General features: G+C 68.0%; 18 protein-coding genes. 4 read left to right on the top strand and 14 right to left on the bottom strand.

What is annotated here, in order from left to right:
* Positions 1 to 11: 11 nt before the first annotated feature.
* From secB to ACZK3W_RS00590, 4 genes are all read right to left on the bottom strand, one after another.
* On the bottom strand, positions 12 to 530 hold the full coding sequence (gene secB, locus ACZK3W_RS00605) for a protein-export chaperone SecB (protein WP_005407596.1): 519 nt from the start codon (positions 528 to 530) through the stop codon (positions 12 to 14).
* A 100-nt stretch (positions 531 to 630) separates the two neighbouring features.
* Positions 631 to 1,068 (bottom strand): rhodanese-like domain-containing protein, encoded by a 438-nt coding sequence (locus tag ACZK3W_RS00600; protein WP_004134671.1) that lies wholly within the window; start codon positions 1,066 to 1,068, stop codon positions 631 to 633.
* Between the two features lie 57 nt (positions 1,069 to 1,125).
* A complete protein-coding gene (locus ACZK3W_RS00595) occupies positions 1,126 to 1,551 on the bottom strand; it encodes a hypothetical protein (protein WP_293798920.1) in 426 nt (141 codons plus the stop codon).
* Between the two features lie 32 nt (positions 1,552 to 1,583).
* On the bottom strand, positions 1,584 to 2,051 hold the full coding sequence (locus ACZK3W_RS00590) for a YiiD C-terminal domain-containing protein (protein WP_005407593.1): 468 nt from the start codon (positions 2,049 to 2,051) through the stop codon (positions 1,584 to 1,586).
* Between the two features lie 35 nt (positions 2,052 to 2,086).
* Between ACZK3W_RS00590 and ACZK3W_RS00585 the strand changes: the two genes are divergently transcribed.
* From ACZK3W_RS00585 to ACZK3W_RS00575, 3 genes are all read left to right on the top strand, one after another.
* Positions 2,087 to 2,896 (top strand): uroporphyrinogen-III synthase, encoded by an 810-nt coding sequence (locus ACZK3W_RS00585; RefSeq protein ID WP_180837879.1) that lies wholly within the window; start codon positions 2,087 to 2,089, stop codon positions 2,894 to 2,896.
* Positions 2,897 to 3,000: 104 nt separating this feature from the next.
* Positions 3,001 to 3,978: a uroporphyrinogen-III C-methyltransferase gene (locus tag ACZK3W_RS00580; protein ID WP_478450299.1), complete on the top strand. Its 978-nt coding sequence runs from the start codon at positions 3,001 to 3,003 to the stop codon at positions 3,976 to 3,978.
* Positions 3,979 to 3,984: 6 nt separating this feature from the next.
* Positions 3,985 to 5,280, top strand: a complete 1,296-nt coding sequence (locus ACZK3W_RS00575) for a heme biosynthesis HemY N-terminal domain-containing protein (RefSeq protein ID WP_478450298.1) — start codon at positions 3,985 to 3,987, stop codon at positions 5,278 to 5,280.
* A gap of 219 nt (positions 5,281 to 5,499) precedes the next feature.
* On the opposite strand, the gene ACZK3W_RS00570 is transcribed toward ACZK3W_RS00575, so the two are convergent.
* Positions 5,500 to 6,795 (bottom strand): acetyl-CoA C-acetyltransferase, encoded by a 1,296-nt coding sequence (locus tag ACZK3W_RS00570; RefSeq protein ID WP_099551602.1) that lies wholly within the window; start codon positions 6,793 to 6,795, stop codon positions 5,500 to 5,502.
* A gap of 93 nt (positions 6,796 to 6,888) precedes the next feature.
* Here ACZK3W_RS00570 and ACZK3W_RS00565 point away from each other — a divergent pair, with 93 nt between their 5' ends.
* A complete protein-coding gene (locus tag ACZK3W_RS00565; protein WP_049423143.1) occupies positions 6,889 to 7,776 on the top strand; it encodes a hypothetical protein in 888 nt (295 codons plus the stop codon).
* 122 nt (positions 7,777 to 7,898) lie between these two features.
* On the opposite strand, the gene ACZK3W_RS00560 is transcribed toward ACZK3W_RS00565, so the two are convergent.
* From ACZK3W_RS00560 to ACZK3W_RS00520, 9 genes are all read right to left on the bottom strand, one after another.
* Positions 7,899 to 8,525 carry a superoxide dismutase family protein gene (locus ACZK3W_RS00560; RefSeq protein WP_478445289.1) on the bottom strand — a complete coding sequence of 209 codons (627 nt, stop codon included), beginning with the start codon at positions 8,523 to 8,525 and terminating at the stop codon, positions 7,899 to 7,901.
* 31 nt (positions 8,526 to 8,556) lie between these two features.
* On the bottom strand, positions 8,557 to 9,126 hold the full coding sequence (locus ACZK3W_RS00555; RefSeq protein ID WP_004134573.1) for a superoxide dismutase family protein: 570 nt from the start codon (positions 9,124 to 9,126) through the stop codon (positions 8,557 to 8,559).
* 93 nt (positions 9,127 to 9,219) lie between these two features.
* Entirely contained in the window at positions 9,220 to 10,668 is a 1,449-nt protein-coding gene (gene ntrC / locus ACZK3W_RS00550; RefSeq protein WP_071228811.1) for a nitrogen regulation protein NR(I), read from the bottom strand.
* Positions 10,661 to 11,722, bottom strand: coding sequence for a two-component system sensor histidine kinase NtrB (locus tag ACZK3W_RS00545; protein WP_478445287.1), 1,062 nt, complete (start codon positions 11,720 to 11,722; stop codon positions 10,661 to 10,663). Before ACZK3W_RS00545 ends, ntrC begins: the two co-directional genes overlap by 8 nt.
* 115 nt (positions 11,723 to 11,837) lie before the next feature.
* The gene (locus ACZK3W_RS00540; protein WP_478450297.1) at positions 11,838 to 13,883 is read right to left on the bottom strand and encodes a TonB-dependent receptor; all 2,046 of its coding nucleotides are present in this window, start codon (positions 13,881 to 13,883) and stop codon (positions 11,838 to 11,840) included.
* 140 nt (positions 13,884 to 14,023) lie between these two features.
* Entirely contained in the window at positions 14,024 to 14,338 is a 315-nt protein-coding gene (locus ACZK3W_RS00535) for a hypothetical protein (protein WP_032130155.1), read from the bottom strand.
* An 84-nt stretch (positions 14,339 to 14,422) separates the two neighbouring features.
* Positions 14,423 to 15,598, bottom strand: coding sequence for a murein transglycosylase A (gene mltA, locus ACZK3W_RS00530; RefSeq protein WP_125893052.1), 1,176 nt, complete (start codon positions 15,596 to 15,598; stop codon positions 14,423 to 14,425).
* Positions 15,599 to 15,665: 67 nt separating this feature from the next.
* Positions 15,666 to 16,412 (bottom strand): N-acetylmuramoyl-L-alanine amidase, encoded by a 747-nt coding sequence (locus ACZK3W_RS00525; protein ID WP_125893050.1) that lies wholly within the window; start codon positions 16,410 to 16,412, stop codon positions 15,666 to 15,668.
* A gap of 177 nt (positions 16,413 to 16,589) precedes the next feature.
* Positions 16,590 to 18,020, bottom strand: a complete 1,431-nt coding sequence (locus ACZK3W_RS00520) for an ammonium transporter (protein WP_071228817.1) — start codon at positions 18,018 to 18,020, stop codon at positions 16,590 to 16,592.
* Positions 18,021 to 18,032: the final 12 nt, after the last annotated feature.

Raw genomic sequence — 18,032 nt, 5'->3', positions numbered from 1 at the left:
CGCGGCAGGAATCAGGCGTTGCCAGCCGGCTCGGAGTCAGCCAGCGACGGTGCGTCGCCCTGCTCCTGGCGCTGGCGCAGGGTTTCTGCGTACAGGCCTTCGAAGTTGATCGGCTGCAGGAAGAACGGCGGGAAGCCGCCGGCCTGGATCAGGTCGCTGATCAGCTGACGCACGTACGGGAACAGGATGTTCGGGCACTGGGTGCCGAGCAGCACGTCGATCGACTGCGGGTCCAGGCCGACCAGGCCGAACACGCCGGCCTGCTTCACTTCGGCCACGTAGGCGGTGCGCTCACCGGCCTGGCAGGTCAGGGTCACGGCCAGCACGACTTCGAAGGCGTTCTCGCCCAGGCGCTGCACCTGCTGGTTCAGGTTGAGCTGCAGTTCCGGCTGCACCTGGTCATTGAAGATGGTCGGAGCGTTCGGCGACTCGAAGGAGACGTCCTTGACGTAGATCTTCTCGACGGTGAAAGCAGGGCCGGTAGCGGCATCGACCGGCGCAGCGGCGCCGTTGGTGATCTCTTCGGACATTTCCAGTAACTCCAGGTGAATGCAATGAAAACGATGGTCGAACTACTGCGATGGGGGCGGGATCAGGCCCATACAAGGCCGGATCCGCCACCTGCGGCAATCAGTTGCGGCCCTTGACCAGCGGCAGCTCGGCCTGCTGCCAGGCGGGAATGCCGCCGTCGAGCACGTAGACCTTTTCGAAGCCGGCCTTCTTCAGCGCCTTGGCGGCGGTTTCCGAGGCGTTGCCGCTGCGGCACACCAGCACCACCGGCGACTGCTTGGCGTTGGCCACCAGCTTGTTGTCCGGGCCGAAGGCACTGGCCTGGGCATTGCGGCTGCCGGCAATGTGGCCCTTCTCGAAGTCACCGCTGGCCGACAGGTCGACCACCACCGTGCCACCCGCGTTGATCAGCTGGGTCAGTTCGGCGGGCTTGATGCCCTTGAAGCCCCGGAACAGGCGGCGGATCTCGGTGACGATGATGGCCACGGTCAGGCCGACCAGGGCCGCGGACAGCATCGGGTTTCGGCCTGCAAAGGCCAGCAACTCTTCGTAATTCACTCAGGTCACGGGTCGATTAAGCGGGCGCCGATTGTCGCACAAGCCGGACGCGGCCCGTCACTGCCCCTTCCACAGGTCCGGCAGGCCGGCGGTCTGCCACCAGCGCTTGGCCTCGGAATCCCAGCGCCAGCGCTCGACCACCACCACGGTGCGTTCGGCCTGGGTGTTCTGGTTGATCACCCCGATTTCGACCCGGCGCTCGACCAGGCCCCCGTCCAGCGAGGCGCTGCTGCGCTCGCGGTAGGACGACACGCGCAGCTGCGCGTAGCGGTTGAGCTCGAACTCGGTGGGCGGCTTTTCCTTGCGCAGCTTGGGGTCCAGATAGCCGATGGCATCGTCCATGCTGCCCCAGCGGATGGTGGCGCCGTAGGCGATCTGGGTCTCTTCCAGCAGCTTGCGCTGCTTGCGGCTCAGGTCGTCTGCCGAAGCCACGGCGCTGGCCAGCAGCAGGGAACACATCAGGAACTGGATGAGGCGGCGCATCGGTGGTTTCCCCAGAACGTCAGCCTGCCATCCTACCCTTTGGCGAAGGCAACGAAGCGACCGCTGAACTCGGCGGCGGGCTTGCCATCGGCACCGGGCTGGGTGGCGATGATGCTGATGCGGGCCTTGCGGCGCTGGCGGAAGGTGTTCAGGAAGGCATCCCAGCCAGTGGCTTCGGCCGCTTCGGCATGCGCGTGCAGGTCTTCGTAGACCGGTGCCAGGTAGCGCAGGTTGCTGTCGGCCACGTAGACCTCGGCATCGTGGCCGGCCAGGCGCAGGCGCAGGCTGACCAGTGCCCAGCCGGACAGGGTCAGCACCGAGGCCAGGCTGCCACCGAAGGCGTTGCCCTTGTCGTTGACGTTGGCGGCCAGCGGCGCGGTGATGCGCAGCACGCCATCGGCATAGCCGTCGAGCTGGATCTGCATGGCGCGGACCGCCGGCATGCAGTCAAGCACGTCCTGCAGGGCGGCCAGCGAGGAAGTCAGAGCATCAACGGACATCGGAGCAGGGACCACGACAACGAAGGGCCCGCATAATGCAGGCAATGGCCGACCATACGATACCCACTGGCGCCGCCGGTTCCGAGCCGGGCTGGACCTTCATTTCGCTGCGACCGCAGGGCCAGAATTCCGCGCTGCGCCGCGCCGTTGCTGGGCTGGGCGGGCATGTGCTGGCCCTGCCACCCTGGCGCCTGCAGCGCCTGAACGGCACGCCAGTGGTGCACCAGCTGCAACGCGCGCTGAACTGCGATCGGGTGGTGTTCACCAGCCCGGCCGCCGTTACCGCAGCCGCCACCCTGTTGCCACTGGCCGAGGCACAACGCAGCCCGTGGCTGACCGTGGGCGAAGGCACCGCGCGCGCGCTGCGGGCGCAGGGTGTCGCCGAGGTGCATGCGCCTCAACGGATGGACAGCGAGGGCCTGCTGGCGCTGCCGGTACTGGCGGACGTACGCGGCCTGCGCATCGGGCTGGTCACCGCCCCCGGCGGACGCGGCCTGATTGCCGCGCAACTGCAGGCGGCCGGCGCCAGCATCGAACGCGCCGATGTCTATCAGCGTCGCCTGCTGCGCCTGTCGCCACGCACGCTGGCTCGATTGGCGCATTCAGCGTATCCGTGGGTGCTGGCGGTCAGCAGTGGTGAGGCGTTGCTGCATTTCTGGCAGCAGCTTCCGCCGGCATTGCAGCAACGCTGTCAGGCACATGCCACCGCCGTGGTGGCCAGCGAACGGCTGGGCGAACAGGCGCACGCATTGGGGCTGCAGCGCGTGGCGCGCGCGGCCGGGCCCACCACCGCGCAGCTGGTGGCGGCTGCACACGCCACGCTCACCGTCCCGGCAGCGAACTGAACAGGGACGTGGATCACGCTTGCCGCTGTGGTCGGCAACAGTGATGCTGTGCACAACGCGGCCTGCCGGTACCTGACCGGCGACGGTGCCGACAAGGAAGCCCCATGAACGAGACTCCGCCCGTTTCCCCGCCCCGTCGACCCGTGCGCTGGCTGCTGCCGCTGGCCGGGGTGGTCGTGCTTGGCGTGGGCGGCTATGCCGGCTGGTACGTCTGGCAGCAGCAACAAAACGAACAGGAAGCGCAGGCGCAGACCACGGCCGTACAGCTGCAGGGCCTGCAGGCGACGCTGGATGCATTGCGCCGCGACCAGCGCGCAACCAGCCAGCGCCTGCAGGATGCGGCGACCACCAACCGCGTGCTGCGCGACGAGATGCTGGGCCTTTACCAGCGCAGTGCGCTGCTGGAAGAGAACCTGGCCAAGCTGGCCGACAGCGCCAACCAGGGCCGTCAGGCGGTACAGCGCGATGAGGCCGAACTGCTGCTGACCCAGGCGGCGCAGCGCCTGAACTACGCCGACGACGTGGAAGGCGCACGCCGCCTGTATGCACAGGCCGCCACCGCGCTGGCCGATCTGCCCGACAGCGACGGCCTGAACCTGCGCCAGGCCCTGGTACAGGAACGCGATGCACTGGATGCGCTGGGCACCGGCCCGCGCGTGCAATCGCTGCAGCGGTTGGATGCCCTGGCCAAGGCCCTGCAGGGCCTGCCCTCGCAGGTGACGGGTAGCACCGCGCCCGGCGCCGGCAAGCCCTGGTGGCAGGCCACGCTGGCACCGTTCGTGGACATCACCCCGAGCCGCCAGAATGGCCCGCTGACCGCCGCCGAACGCCGCAATGCCGACGATGCGCTGCAGCTGGAACTGACCCTGGCGCGTGCCGCAATCGAACGTGGCGACCGCACCGGTCGCGATACCGCGTTGGCGCGCGTGGAACACTGGGCACAGCGGCGTTGGCCGGATTCACCGGCCCTGCGCGCGCAACGTGCTGAACTGAAGGCCTTGCGCGAGCTTCCGCTGCAGGCCAGCAACAGCGTTCTTGGCAGCACCCTGCAGCAACTGCGCACCCAGACCGACCGGAGGTAATCCCCCATGAAACCCCTGCAATCCCTGGTCGTGCTGTTGCTGGCCGTGGCCATCGGCGTGGTGGCCGCGCAATGGCTCGGCGCCGATGACCTCAACCGCTTCGGCGAAGTGACCCTGCGCTACGGCGGCTACGACTACCACAGCAACCTGCCCAAGGTGGCACTGCTGTCGGTGATCGCGGTGCTGGTGCTGTGGCTGCTGTGGAGCCTGATCGCAGCACCGTTCCGCGCCTGGGGCCGCTACCGCCGCAAGCAGGGCCGGGTGCGCCTGATCGACGGCCTGCAGGCCTATGAGCACGGCCAGTGGCAGCGTGCCCAAAAGCTGCTGGATGGTGCCGCCAAGGATCCGGAAGTGAGCGCGGTGGCGCTGGCCAATGCCGTGCGCTGTGCGCAGGCACGTGCCGACGGCCCCGCCGGTGAAGCCCTGCTGCAGCGCCTGGGCGAGAGCGATGCCACCCTGCAGGCGCTTCTACGCGCCGAACAGCTGCTGGCGCGCGATCTGCCGGTGGATGCGATCAACGCGTTGGATGTGGCGACGATCCAGCCGCTGCCGCCGCGCGGCCTGTGGCTGCGTACCGAAGCGCTGGCACAGGCCGGCCGCGCCCACGAGGCGTATGGCCAGCTGGGTGCACTGCGCCAGAGCAAGGTGCTGCCGGCCGACGCAAACAGCGAACTGGAAGCACGCCTGGCCGCACAGGCACTACTGGAAGCGGCCGACGTCAATGCGCTGGCCGCGCAATGGGAAGCCACGCCGAAGGCGCTGCGGCCAACCCCGGACGTGGTGGGTGCGTATGCCAGCCGTGCGGTTGCATTGAACTGGGACGAACCGGCGCTGCTGGCGTTGGAACAGGCACTGGACCAGCGTTGGGATGACGAACTGGTGGCGCTGTATGGCCGCCTGCCGGCCGAGCGCCTGGCCACGCGTCAGGCCAACCTCGCGCGCTGGCGCAACGTGCACGACAGCTCGGCTGCGCTGCGCCTGGCACAGGGCCGCGTGGCCCTGGCCCAGCAGCAGTGGGATGCCGCCGATGCGTTCCTGCACGAGGCCATCGCCGCGGGCGCCGGTGCCCCGGCGTGGGAGGCACTGGGTGAGCTGTTCGCACAGCGTGGCGAGCACGCGCTGGCCGCGCAGTGCCTGGCCAATGCGCTGCGACTGCAGCGTGGCGAGGACAGCGTGGAACTGGTGCGCGGCACCGAAGCGCCGCTGCGTGACACGGTGGAGGAGCAGCCGGTTACGGTGCAGCCGCCGGTGTATGACGCCAACGAAGAGCGCGACGAATTCGGCAATCCACGGTTGCCGTGAAGCGTGCCGACCAACGGTCGGCACCCACCGGAGCAGAAAAACGCCGCCCATTGGGCGGCGTTTTCATCTGTGGAACCCGGTAGTCGCCAACCTTGGTTGGCGCTCTGACATCTTCCGAACGATGGCATCGCATGGCCGACCAAGGTCGGCATCTACCGCAGCAGATCCAGCGCATATTCCGGGTAGTCGCCAACCTTGGTTGGCGCGCGGTCGCAGCAATCAGCGTTCGACGATCGCGACCACGCCCATGCCGCCGGCGGTGCAGATCGACACCAGCGCACGGCCGCCGCCACGTTCGGCCAGCTGCTTGGCTGCGGTGGCGATGACGCGTGCGCCAGTCGCCGCGAACGGGTGACCAGTGGCCAGCGACGAGCCCAGCAAGTTGATCTTGTCCGGGTCGATGCGACCCAGCGGTGCATCCAGGCCCAGGCGATTGCGGCAGTAATCCTCGCTCTCCCACGCACGCAGGGTGCACAGCACCTGCGCGGCAAAAGCTTCGTGGATCTCGTAGATGTCGAAGTCCTGCAGGGTCAGGCCGTTGCGCTTGAGCATCTCCGGCACGGCCACGGTCGGCGCCATCAGCAGGCCTTCGCCATGCACGAAGTCCACCGCCGAGACGTGCGCGTCACGCAGATAGGCCTGCGGCTCATGGCCGTGGGCACGCGCCCACTCTTCGCTGGCCAGCAGCACGGCGGCGGCGCCGTCGGTCAGCGGCGTGGAGTTGGCGGCGGTGAGCGTGCCGCGGCCGGAGACCTTGTCGAACGCCGGCTTCAGCGTGGCCAGCTTCTCCAGCGAAGTATCAGGGCGCAGGATGTTGTCACGCTCGACACCACGGAACGGTGCGATCAGGTCGTTGAAGAAACCGCGCTCATAGGCAGCAGCCAGCTTCTTGTGCGACGACACCGCCCACTCGTCCTGCGAGTCACGCGAGATGTTCCATTCCTTGGCCATGTCCTCGCAGTGGTCACCCATGCTCTTGCCGGTGCGCGGCTCGGCCACGCCCGGGAACTCGGGCTTGAGCTCGGAGAACTTGAAGCCAGCGGTCAGCGCGCGGATCTTGTCGCCAGTGCTCTTGGCACGGTTGGCGGCCAGCAGGCGCGCGCGCAGCTTCTTGCCGTAGACGATCGGCACGTCGGAGGTGGTATCCGAACCGCCACCGATACCCGATTCGATCTGGCCCAGCGCGATCTTGTTGGCAACCGTGATGATGCTGTCCAGCGAGGTGCCGCAGGCACGCTGCAGGGTGATGCCCGGGGTCAACGGCGACAGGCCGGAGGACAGCGTGGCTTCGCGGCCCAGGTTCCAGTCGCTGGAGTGCTTGATCACCGCACCCATCGCCACTTCACCCAGCTGCTGGCCATGCAGGCCGAAACGTTCAACCAGCGCGCCCAGCGTGCGGACCGACATGCCGAGGTTGCCGACATCCGAATACGCGGTGTTCTGGCGGCAGAACGGAATGCGGACGCCACCGAGGATGGCGACGGGACGAGCGTTGGGCATGGAGATACCTGGCATGGATGAGGGTGTCTGCAACATGGCCTGCACGACGGAGCAGGCATAATGGAGCCAAGTGTAGCTGCCGCCCTGTGATGGGCCAACCGTGGAACCATGAGCAAACCCGACCCCGCGATGAATGCCCTTGGCGTGCTGGCCCTGGAACTGGCCGGCGGCGAAATCCCCCGCCAGGCGGTGCTCAGCGCCGAACAGGCCGGTGAACTGGCCGATCGCGTCGGCCGCGACCTGTCCAAGCTGGTGCCGCAGGTGGCCGAGCTGGACCTGGTGTTCGCCGCCGCCCATTTCGACCCGGCCGAAGTACTGCGCCCGGGCTGGCCGATCCATCGCCGCCTGGAAGAACTGCAGATGCGTGCGCCGGGCCGCAACCAGGGCCCGCGCCTGCTGGCCTTCGGTACCGATGCCAACGGTGATGTGCCGCTGCCGTTCCAGGCCGATGCCAGCCTGGTGGGCGGTGGCCTGCGCGTGGTGCCGTTCCTGCTGACCGGCAGCGACGTGGCGACGACCAATGCAGTGGCCGAGGCGCTGGAAGACACGCTGCTGGCCAACGGCATGGCGCATGCCGATACCGCGTTGATGGCGCAGAACACCTTCGGTGCCCGCATCGAGCATGCGCGCTATTTCACCGTGAATGATCTGGCCGCGATGATGTCGATGCAGTACGACAATCAGGGCCTGGCCGCGCTGTGGCCGCTGATCGAGACCGCGATCATGGCCCCGGGCGAGGACGAATGGCTCAACGCCGCGCCCGAGCCGCTGCTGCGCTACACGCACGGCGAGGCACGCATGGCGCTGTTCGATCCGGCCGGCTGGTGCGCGCACTACAACCACGGCAAGAACGACTGCGACCGCCTGAAGGGCATCTACGAGCAGTTCCTGATGCGCCAGCGGCAGATGGCCGCGGTGCTGGAAGCGCACGGCGTGCCGGTGCTGTTCGTGCACTGCGAGGCCGGTCAGGACGCGCGCGAACTGCTGGCGCGCTGACCCGGGTGGCCTGTTGGTAGTGCCGGCCGCTGGCCGGCAACCTCCGGATCTGCGATTGCCGGCCAGCGGCCGGCACTACCGATAAAGAAAAACGCCGGCTTGCGCCGGCGTTTTCTGATGACTTACTGCGCCTTCTGGATCACCGCACACGCCAAGCGCGCACCGGCGTTGCCGGTCGGCTGGGTCTTGTAGTCATCCGCATCGGCGTGGACGATCAGGCCGCGGCCGATGATGTCGAAGTCATCGCCCTTGCCGATGTTGACGTTGCTCGACACCGGGCCGTCGATGGTGGCCACGCCCTTGTCGTCGGCCTTGATGTTGGGCATGTCGCCACCGTGGTGCGGATCGGCGGACACGCTGCCGTGATCCTGCTTGCCCGGGTTGAAGTGGCCACCGGCGCTCATGCCGTCCGGCGCGCTGCAGTCGCCCTTCTCGTGGATGTGGAAGCCGTGCTCGCTGCCCGGCTTCAGGCCGCTGATCTGGCCGGTCACGTGGACCTTGCCGTCAACCACCTTGAAGGTGACGCTGCCCTTGGCCTCGTTGCCCTGGGTCGGTGCCAGCTCGGCGGTGGCCGAGGCGTCGGCCGCCGGGGCGGCAGCGGGTGCCGGTGCTGCGGCCGGTTCAGTGGTTGCGCCCTCGGCCGGAGCGGCCGGCGCGGTTTCAGCCTGCGGCGCGGCCGGCTGCTGATTGCAGGCCGCCAGGCCCAGTGCAGCAATGGCTGCGAACAGCGAAGTGTGGATCAAACGCATGGAATCTCTCCCTGGATGATGCCTGCAGTGATCAGCGGACAACCCGGATCACGCCACAGGCGATGCGGACGCCGGCATTGCCGGCGGGCTGGCTGCGATAGTCGTCGGCGTTGGCATGCACGACCAGTGCACGTCCGGCGATATCGGTGGCGGCGCCTCCGCCAAGGGTAACGCCCTTGAGGTGGATATCGACGTTGGCGCGGCCCTGGGCGTCGGCACGCAGATTGTCCATGTCGCCCAGGTGGTGCTTGCCGGTGCCGGCGCGGCCATGCGCAGCGCCACCGGGATTGAAGTGATTGCCGGCACTGCTGGCATCCACCGCGCTGCAGTCACCGCGCTCGTGGATGTGGAAACCGGCCTGCTGCATCGGCTGCAGGCCACCGATCAGCCCGGTGATGTGGATGCCACCGGGCTCCACCATCAGCGCGATGCGGCCACTGACGATGCTGGCCGAGGCCGGCGACAGATTGGCCTCGGCCTGCTTGGCGGCGCTGACCACGGTCGGCGGTGGCGGGGTGGGCTCGGCCTTCTTCGGCGCACTGCCACAGGCAGACAGCAGCGCGGCGGCGGACAACGGCAGGATGGCAAAGGACAGACGCATCGAAGACTCCTTGCAGGTGACACTACGGACGGCATCGTCCATGAACGATCAACGGTTCGGCAAGCGGGCGCGAGGATCGCGTGCAGGGACCGTTCAATGGCCCCCGCGACGGCGCCCGGCGCCCAGCTTGCGGGTAAGGGTATTGCGGCCAAGGCCCAGGCGGGCCGCGGCTTCAGCACGGCGGCCATGGGTGATCTGCAGCGCGGCCTCCAGCAGGGCATGGTCGACCCGCTCTCGCACCTGCGCGTGCAGCCCTTCCACGCCTTCGGCCAGCTGACGGCGTGCCCATTCGGCCAGCAGCGCCTCCCACTGCCCCGGATCGGCGTTGGTGGTGCTGCTGCGACGACCGCGCGTACGGTTGAGCGCGGTATCGACGTCGGCCACACCAATGGTGTCAGCGGCGGCCAGCGCCGCCATCCGCCAGCACACGTTTTCCAGTTCGCGCACGTTGCCCGGCCAGTCGTGTTCGCGCAGCGCCTGCAGTGCGGCGGCGGTCAGGCGCTTCGGTGGCGTATCCAGCTTGCGTGCGGCGGCGCCCAGGAACGTACTTGCCAGTTGTGCGATGTCCTCGCGACGCTCGCGCAGCGGTGGCAGCTGCAGGCGCACCACGTCCAGGCGATGCAGCAGATCGGCACGGAACTTCCCCTGCGCGACCAGTCCTTCCAGATCCTGGTGGGTGGCGGCAATCACCCGCACGTCGACGCGGATCAACTCGCGACCACCGACGCGGAAGAACTCGCCCTGTGCCAGCACGCGCAGCAGGCGGGTCTGCAGCGGCAACGGCATGTCGCCGATCTCATCCAGGAACAGGGTGCCGCCGTTGGCCTGCTCGAAGCGACCGATATGGCGGCGCTGGGCACCGGTGAAGGCGCCGGCTTCGTGGCCGAACAACTCGCTTTCCAGCAGCTCGGACGGGATTGCAGCAGTATTGAGCGCGACGAACGGCCCCTGCGCGCGCGGCGATTCGCGATGCAGCGCATTGGCCACCAGCTCCTTGCCGGTGCCGGTTTCGCCGGTGATCAGCACCGCCAGCGGCGCCTGCGCCAGGCGGCCGATGGCACGGAACAGCGCGCGCATCGGCGGGGTATCGCCCACCAGTTGCGGTGGCTGGTCGCCATGCGCTTCCGCCGCAGGTGTGGGCGCCGCCAGTGCCGGTGCAACGGCCGGCAGCACACGCTGCGCCAGCGCCACGGCGTCGTCCAGATCGAACGGCTTGGACAGGAATTCATGCGCGCCACCGCGGAACGCACCGGCCGTGCTGGCCACGTCGGTGTAGGCCGACATCACCACCACCGGCAGCTGCGGCAGCGCGGCCTTGAGCTTGTCCAGCAGCACCAGGCCATCGTCGCCGGGCATGCGCACATCGGTGAACAGCAGCGCCGGCGGCGGGCCCTCGCTCAGGGCCTGCAGGGCGGGGGCGGCGCTGTCGAAATCGACGACCTGGTAGCCCGCCTCGCGCAGCGCGGTGCACAGCACGAAACGCACGGCCCGATCGTCATCGACCACCCAGATGCGCTGCGGGGACGAAAAAGACTCAGACATCGCGCGGGGCCTCCTCGGCCGGGGCGGCGCCGCTGATGATCGGCAGCAGCAGGGTGAACACGGTATGGCCCGGGCGCGAGCGGTAGGTCAGCGTACCGCGGTGTTCGCGCGCGACCTGCTGCGCCAGCGCCAGGCCCAGGCCAGTGCCTTCGGCACGGCCACTGACCAAGGGCAGGAACAGGTGTTCAGCCAGTTCCTCCGGCACGCCACGGCCGTCGTCGGCGATTTCCAGGCGCAACGCCAGCGTGTGCAGCTGCTCGGCGATGCGCACGCCATGCTCCACGCGGGTACGCAGGGTGATGTTGCCGGCGCCGGCCTGGATCGCGTTGCGCACCAGGTTCCAGACCGCCTGGGTGAGGCGGTCGGCGTCACCATGGAATTCGGGGATGCTGGGGTCGTAGTCACGCTGCAGGCGCACCGCCCAGCCGGCTTCGCTCTCGGCCAGGCGCAGCACGCGTTCCAGCGCGGCATGGATGTTCAGTTCGGCATGCGGCGCGGCCGGGGCCGGCGACAGCAGCTGGTCGAGCAGGCCGTTGAGGCGCTCGATCTCCGAGCCGATCAGTTCGATCAGCTCACGTTCGCTGGCGTCGCGCTGCGCCGCACGCCGGGCAAGCAGCTGGGCCGCGCCCTTCAGTCCGGCCAGCGGGTTGCGCAGCTCGTGGGCCAGGCCCTTCAGCGCCGCACTGAGCGCGCTGGGCAGCGCCTGGGTGGGATCGAGTCCTGGGAACTCATCGACCGGATGCGCCTCCAGCAGCCAGCCGCCATCGTCGCGGCGGCTCATCCAGCCCTCGGCGAAGCGCGGCGCCTCGCCGGGCACCGCCAGCGCCAACCGGTTCAGGCGCAGGCTGTCGCGCTCATCGCGGGCCAGGAAATGGGCCAGTGCCTCGCCCTGCACTTCCAGTGCGGCCAGCGGCCGCCCCAGCAGGCGCCGGACGCTGACGCCCAGCCAGCGGGCGAAGGCCGGGTTGCAGCCGGCAATGCAGCCATCGGCCCCGGCCCAGGCCAACGGCGTGCCCAGGGCATCGAGGGACGGTGGGGGTGCGGGGTCGGACATTGCACCAATGTAGTGCAAAACGCGGGTCCGGGGTCGGATCCCTTTCCGTCAGGAAAGGGCCCTGACCACTGCCGCAGGGCGAGCAAGCTCGCCCACTTCCGGATACGTGAGCGGGTCACAGTTTCATATTGAGGCCGACGAACACGCTACGGCCAGGGGCCGGCGAAAACATCGGGCGAGCGCTGTCCCAGAAGAAGCTGTCGTACCAGGCGTAGGCGTACTGGCGTCCGGTAACGTTCTTCAGCTGCAGGTCCACGCTCCAGCGTGGGTTGATCTGGTAGGCCGCGCTGAGGTCGAGCACGGCAAAGCCACCGAACTTTCCGGCCACATTGCGCTCCTCAAGGTAGTAGTCGCCCTGCGCGCGTGCCTGCAGGCCGAGGCGAAGCGCGTCGCTGGCGCGGTAATCCGCCCCCAGGTTGCTGATGTATCGCGGGGTGGCGGCCACTTCGCGGCCCTGCAGGGAAATGCTGGCGTCGCGGTCGTCGCGGGTGATCTTCGCTTCCTGGTAGGCGTGCGACGCCCATACCGTCCAGTCGTCGCCCAGCTGCAGGCTCAACTGCGCATCCACGCCGCGTCGGCGGGTCTTGCCCAAGGTGACCGTGGTACCGGTGGCCGGCATGTTGGACACCTCGTTTTCCGCATCCTGCTGCCATACCGCCAGACGTGCCTGGCTGCCCGCGAACGGCTGGAACTTCAGGCCCAGCTCCATGCCGGTGTTGGTGGACGGATGCATCGGCGCCTGGCCCGGGGCGAGGTAAGCCGGCGCGGTGGATCCAGTGAGCACCTGGAAGGTGCGGCCCCAGTTTGCGTAGACGTGGGTGTTCTCGCCCAGGCTGTGGATGACGCTCAGTTTGGGCTGGCCGATGCTGCCGTAATCCTGCAGCCGAGCGCTGAGGCCGTTCATCAGGTGGGTACGGCCACTGAAGCGGTCCACACGGTAGGCCGGCACGATCTTCCACGCCTCGACGGGCTGGTAGATGGCCTGCACGTAGGCGCCCCAATTGTCGAAGCCGTGGCGGTCGTTGTTCTGCACCCGTGCCGGGGCACGGCTGAAGTCGGTGGGTTCGGCGTAGGCGTAGCGATCGCGGAGGTAGCTGTTGTCCTGCTGCTCGTAGTTCAAGCCGCCCTCGACGGTAAGCGCGGGGCTGGCCTGCCAGGTGAGCGTGCTGAGCAGGCCGGTCTGCCGCTCATCCCACACGCGGCGCTGGCGCGGCAGGTTGCCGGTGGGCAGGTCGCTGAAGGTCACGCGGCGGTCGTCTTCGTAGCGGTTGTAATAGAGCCGCGTGCCGAAGGTGAGCCTCTCGGACAGTTTCATATCCAGGTGCGCGGCAATCTGGCGCATGTCGCGGTCATCGCCATCGTTGCCGTTGCGCAGGTCGCTGCGGCGGCGATGCGTGCGCAGTTCGTCGGCGGTCATGAAGCCGGGTTCTTCGGCTTCGTGGTGGTACGCACGCGCGGTCAGGCCCACGCGCAGGCCCTCGTCCAGCGAGCCGTAGAACCACTTGCCGCCCAGCGAGTACTTCTTCGAGGTGTCGTGGTCGCGGTAGCCATCGCTGGCCTGGGTGCCGACGAAATAGTTCTGTGCGACGCCATTGGCTTCACGGCCTACCGCCAGCTGCGCATCACGGGTGTTGTAGCTGCCGTAGGCCAGCCGCGCATCGGTATAGCTGCCGCCCTGGCGCGTGCCGAAGTTCACGGTGCCGCCGATGTTGTGCAAGCCATAGCGCGGATCGTTGGTACCGCGCACTACTTCGATGTAGCTGATTTCCAGCGGGAACAGCATGTCGATGAAGCGCTGGTTGCCGCTGTTGACGTTGCTGGGGATGCCATCGATCAGCGTCTTGATGGCATTGAGGTAGCCCTCACCGTTGAAGGCGCGGAAGCTGACCTTGCCCGATTCGGCACCCTGCCGGGTTTCGGTGAGCTGGATGCCGGGCATCTGCCCGAGCAGTTCCCAGCTGTGCGAGACGTTTCGGTCTTCGATCTGGTCCGCGCCCAGCACGTCCACCGGGGTCAGCACCTGGTGCGCGCTCAGCTGGCCCTCCCCGTGCTGGTGTACCTGCACCCTGCCGAGGGTGAGTGCGGCGTCGGCCGATTGTGCGAGTGCTTCAGGGGCGAACGGAGCCGCCGCGAGGGTGGCCACCAGCGTGGAGGTTTTCATGGGGGTGGACGGGCGCAGATGAAATGTAATTATATAACATTACATGCGTCTGCCATGTGGAGTCGAGCCATGCTCGACTGCTCCTGGCAAACAGCAGTCGAGCATGGCTCGACTCTACAAAAACGGGGTGGAGCGGTGGCTTACACCGGGTAGCCGGTGGCTTCCCGGGCCTTCTTCCAGGCGCTTTCGAATTCGCGCGCGCTGATCTCGTCGTCTTCGTCGAAATCCAGGAACGACACCGGCTGGTCGGCCAGCAGGAAGCGGTCATCGCTGTGGGCATGCTCGTCGGCCCAGACCATCTTGGTGCCGTAGATCTCCACCTGGCGCACGATCTTCTCGCCACGGGCTTCCATCAGCACGTTGCCCTTGCCCAGGCCCGATTCGGCCCAGTGCTTGTAGTACTTCTTCGCGGCGGATTTCGCGCCGGGTTTTGCGTTGTGCTTTGCGTAGGTCATTGCAGAGGTCCTGGCCGCAGGCGCGGTCGGAAAGTTCGGAATGGCGCCATTATCGCCCGACCTCGCAGCGCGCAGGTGAGTGCTTCACCGGGCCGACGCAGGCAGCGCCACGCCCTTCGGCCACAGCATCCAGATGTTGCCCTTCTGCTTCATGTCGCCGGCCAGCTTGCCTGCGGCATCGCCACTGCCCCAGTACAGGTCGGCGCGCACTTCACCGGCAATGGCGCCGCCGGTGTCCTGCGCGGCCACCGGGCGCACCACCGGGGTGCCGTCCGGGCGCGTGGTGGACAGCCACAGCAGGCTGCCCAGCGGCACCACGGTGCGATCCACTGCGACGCTGTAGCCGGCGGTGAGCGGCACGTTCAGTGAACCACGTGGGCCTTCCGGGCTGTCCGGGTTGCGCACGAAGAACACGTAGCTGGGGTTGCTGCGCAGCAGTTCCGGCACGCGCGCGGGATTGGCCCGGGCCCAGGCGCGGATCGCGTCCATGGTGACGTCTTCTTTCTTCAGCTGGCCCTGGTCGACCAGCCAGCGACCGATCGCGCGGTAGGGGTGGCCGTTCTGTTCCGCATAGGCCAGCCGCACCTGCGTGCCATCGGGCAGGCGCACCCGGCCCGACCCCTGGATCTGCAGCAGCTGCAGGTCCATCGGGTCGGTCAGCCAGGCCAGTACCGGCGCCTTGGCGCCCTTGGCCGCGATGGTGCCGGCGTCGTCATAGGGCTTGAGCACCTTGCCCTCGACGCGCCCGCGCAGGCGCTTGCCCTTCAATTCCGGGTAGACGCTGTCCAGCTGCACCACGATCAGATCATTCGGCGTGCCGTAAACCGGTACGGTGGCAGCAGCCGTGCGGGTGAGGCTGCCGGGGTAGATCGGCTCGTAGTAGCCGGTAATCAGCCCGTGGGCCTGGTGGCCGCCGGCACGCAATGCATAGACATCCAAATCGCGCTGCAGGAACTGGCGGATCGCCGCCGGGTCCTTGTCCGAAACCGTCGCGGCGGTGGCGCAGGGTTTGGCCCAGACCGCATCGTTCTTCAGGCGGGTGCAGCTGCTGCGCCAGGCGACGAAACCGGCCTGCAGGTCGCTGTCGGAGACCGGTGGCAGTGCACTCCATGCGGCCTTGGCATAGGTGGCAGCGGGCGGCGTGACCGGCGTCGGCACTTCGGTTCCGGTGCGGGGAGCGGTGGTGGAGCAGCCGGCGAGCACAGCCGCTGCCAGCAGGATGCAGTGCTTGCGCTTGAAGAAGATGGCGGAATCGATCATGCCGCCATGGTGGAGTGCCGGCCGCTGGGCGGCAACCCAGCGCTGGGCCAAGCGTTCATGCGCCGGCTCACGGCGTCTGCAGCAGCAGGGAATGCAGAATGCGGGCGTCTTCAGCATCCAGTGTCTTCGGCAGGTCGTCGCGGCCACGGAAACGGCGGTGGAAGGCTGCGACGGTGGCGTCCCGGTTGTCGAGCGGATAGCCGAAGCGGGCCAGCGCACTCCACGCGTCAAAGCCTTCCGGTGCCGCACCGTCGGCCGCGCGCGGCCAGACGCCGAAACCGGCCTCGGCCAGCTGCTGCCACGGGAAGAACCGGCTCGGATCCTGCTTGCGCGTCGGCGCCAGGTCAGCATGGCCAATCACCTGCCGCGGCGGAATGTTCAGGCGGGCGGTGAGATCGCGCAGCAGCACGATCAGCGATTCGATCTGCGCCGCACTGAACGGGCTGCGGCCGTCGTTGTCGAGCTCGATGCCGATCGATGCCGAGTTGAGGTCGGTGATGGTGCCCCAACGCCCGGCGCCGGCGTGCCAGGCGCGGCGCTCATCGGCAACCAGCTGATAGCGATGGCCATCGGCACCGATCAGGTAGTGCGCGCTGACCGGTCCACCGCTGTTGGCCGTGCGCAACGTACGCAGGCTCTGCTGCACTGACTTCTGCTCGGTGTGATGGATGACGATGATGACGGGCGTGCGCGCGTTCTGGTTCGGCGACGGCACCCAGGTGGCGAGCGGGTTGCGGGTTTCCTGCGGCGCGGAGGCACAGGCGGCCAGCAGCAGGCAGGCCGAGAGCATCAGGGCGGTGCGGATCGGGTGCATGGCCCGATTGTGCGCGATCAGGCGCGATGATGCATGCTGCCGTGCCGACCAAGTGGTCGGCACCCACCAGAGCAGACCCAGACCCAGTGCCAAGCAAGCTTGGCACCTACCAGACCAGTAGAAGTGCCGACCAACGGTCGGCACCCACAACATCAATGCAGCAGCTCGGCCGCTATTTCAGGCCTCGTACGCGGACTCGCCGTGCGAGGTCACATCCAGGCCGGTGCGCTCTGCTTCCTCGGTCACGCGCAGGCCGACCACGCTGCGCACCACCAGCAGGATCAGCGTGGTCACTACCGCCGACCAGACCACGGTCAGGCCGACGCTGACCACCTGCACCCAGACCTGATGGGCGATATCCAGATCGGCCTTGGTGCCGCCCAGCGACTGCGCACTGAACACACCGGTGAGAATCGCACCGACGATGCCGCCGACACCATGCACACCGAACACGTCGGCGGTGTCGTCCACCTTCAGCAGGCGCTTCAAACCGGTCACACCCCACACGCAGACCACGCCGGCGACGAAGCCGATGATGATCGCGCCGAGCGGGCCGACAGTGCCGCAGGCCGGGGTGATGCCGACCAGGCCGGCCACTGCGCCCGAGGCCGCGCCCAGTGCCGACGGCTTGCCCTTGCTGATCGCTTCCACCAGCGTCCAACCGAGTACGGCAGCGGCCGTGGCCAGCACGGTATTGAGGAAGGCCAGCGAGGCGACGGTATCGGCGGCAGCGGCGGAACCCGCGTTGAAGCCGAACCAGCCGACCCACAGCAGCATCGCGCCGATATAGGTAAACGGCACGTTGTGCGGCTTCAGCGCGGTCTGGCCATAGCCCAGGCGCTTGCCGACGAACCACGCGGCGACCAGACCGGCCACACCGGCGTTGATGTGGACCACGGTGCCACCGGCGAAATCGATCGCGCCCATCTCACCCAGGTAGCCGCCACCCCAGACGATGTGCGCCATCGGGATGTAGCTGAGGGTGAACCACAGCGCCGAGAACAGCAGCACCGCACGGAACTTGATGCGCTCGGCGAACGCGCCGACGATCAGCGCGGTGGTGATGCCAGCAAACGTCGACTGGAAGGCGACGAACAGGTAATCCGGCAGGCCCTTGATCGGGGTGTTGCCGACCGACTCCGGAGTGAAGCCCTTGAGGAAGGCGAATTCGGTGAACGAGCCGAAGAACGGGTTGCCGGCGCTGAACACCGCGCTGTAGCCATAGGCCACCCACAGCAGCAGCACCAGCGAGAACACCACCAGGATCTGGCTGAGCACCGACAGCACGTTCTTCGAACGCACCAGGCCGCCATAGAACAACGCCAGGCCCGGCACCACCATCAGCAACACCAGCAGGGTGGACGTCAGCATCCAGGCCACGTCGCCATGGTCGTAGGTCGCGGCGGCTTCAGCCGCGGCCGGTGCGGCGGCCGCAGCGACCGGATCCTGCAGCGGTTCGACCGCCACGCTTTCGCTCGGCAGCGGCGAGATCTGGGCCTGAGCGTGGGCACTGCCCGGCCACGCACCGGCGGCCAGCGCGCTGAGCAGCATCAACAGGCACACGAAGTGGAACCGGGCTTGCCACCCGGTGAGAAGGCGCATCTTCATGGGGGAGTCTCC

The organism is Stenotrophomonas sp. 80084_Sma, from assembly GCF_056481995.1.
The sequence above is the reverse complement of the archived record's forward strand: the minus strand, read 5'-3'. Positions and strand labels throughout refer to the sequence as shown.

Bases quoted from the DNA above. Each gene is read 5' to 3' on its own strand.
- ACZK3W_RS00520 (WP_071228817.1), bottom strand. From the start codon at position 18,020: ATGAAGATGCGCCTTCTCACCGGGTGGCAAGCCCGGTTCCACTTCGTG.
- ACZK3W_RS00545 (WP_478445287.1), bottom strand. From the start codon at position 11,722: ATGTCCGACCCCGCACCCCCACCGTCCCTCGATGCCCTGGGCACGCCG.
- ACZK3W_RS00580 (WP_478450299.1), top strand. From the start codon at position 3,001: ATGAACGAGACTCCGCCCGTTTCCCCGCCCCGTCGACCCGTGCGCTGG.
- ACZK3W_RS00565 (WP_049423143.1), top strand. From the start codon at position 6,889: ATGAGCAAACCCGACCCCGCGATGAATGCCCTTGGCGTGCTGGCCCTG.
- secB (WP_005407596.1), bottom strand. From the start codon at position 530: ATGTCCGAAGAGATCACCAACGGCGCCGCTGCGCCGGTCGATGCCGCT.
- ACZK3W_RS00595 (WP_293798920.1), bottom strand. From the start codon at position 1,551: ATGCGCCGCCTCATCCAGTTCCTGATGTGTTCCCTGCTGCTGGCCAGC.
- ACZK3W_RS00560 (WP_478445289.1), bottom strand. From the start codon at position 8,525: ATGCGTTTGATCCACACTTCGCTGTTCGCAGCCATTGCTGCACTGGGC.
- ACZK3W_RS00555 (WP_004134573.1), bottom strand. From the start codon at position 9,126: ATGCGTCTGTCCTTTGCCATCCTGCCGTTGTCCGCCGCCGCGCTGCTG.
- ACZK3W_RS00585 (WP_180837879.1), top strand. From the start codon at position 2,087: ATGCAGGCAATGGCCGACCATACGATACCCACTGGCGCCGCCGGTTCC.
- ACZK3W_RS00535 (WP_032130155.1), bottom strand. From the start codon at position 14,338: ATGACCTACGCAAAGCACAACGCAAAACCCGGCGCGAAATCCGCCGCG.
- ntrC (WP_071228811.1), bottom strand. From the start codon at position 10,668: ATGTCTGAGTCTTTTTCGTCCCCGCAGCGCATCTGGGTGGTCGATGAC.
- ACZK3W_RS00590 (WP_005407593.1), bottom strand. From the start codon at position 2,051: ATGTCCGTTGATGCTCTGACTTCCTCGCTGGCCGCCCTGCAGGACGTG.
- ACZK3W_RS00575 (WP_478450298.1), top strand. From the start codon at position 3,985: ATGAAACCCCTGCAATCCCTGGTCGTGCTGTTGCTGGCCGTGGCCATC.
- mltA (WP_125893052.1), bottom strand. From the start codon at position 15,598: ATGATCGATTCCGCCATCTTCTTCAAGCGCAAGCACTGCATCCTGCTG.
- ACZK3W_RS00540 (WP_478450297.1), bottom strand. From the start codon at position 13,883: ATGAAAACCTCCACGCTGGTGGCCACCCTCGCGGCGGCTCCGTTCGCC.
- ACZK3W_RS00525 (WP_125893050.1), bottom strand. From the start codon at position 16,412: ATGCACCCGATCCGCACCGCCCTGATGCTCTCGGCCTGCCTGCTGCTG.
- ACZK3W_RS00570 (WP_099551602.1), bottom strand. From the start codon at position 6,795: ATGCCAGGTATCTCCATGCCCAACGCTCGTCCCGTCGCCATCCTCGGT.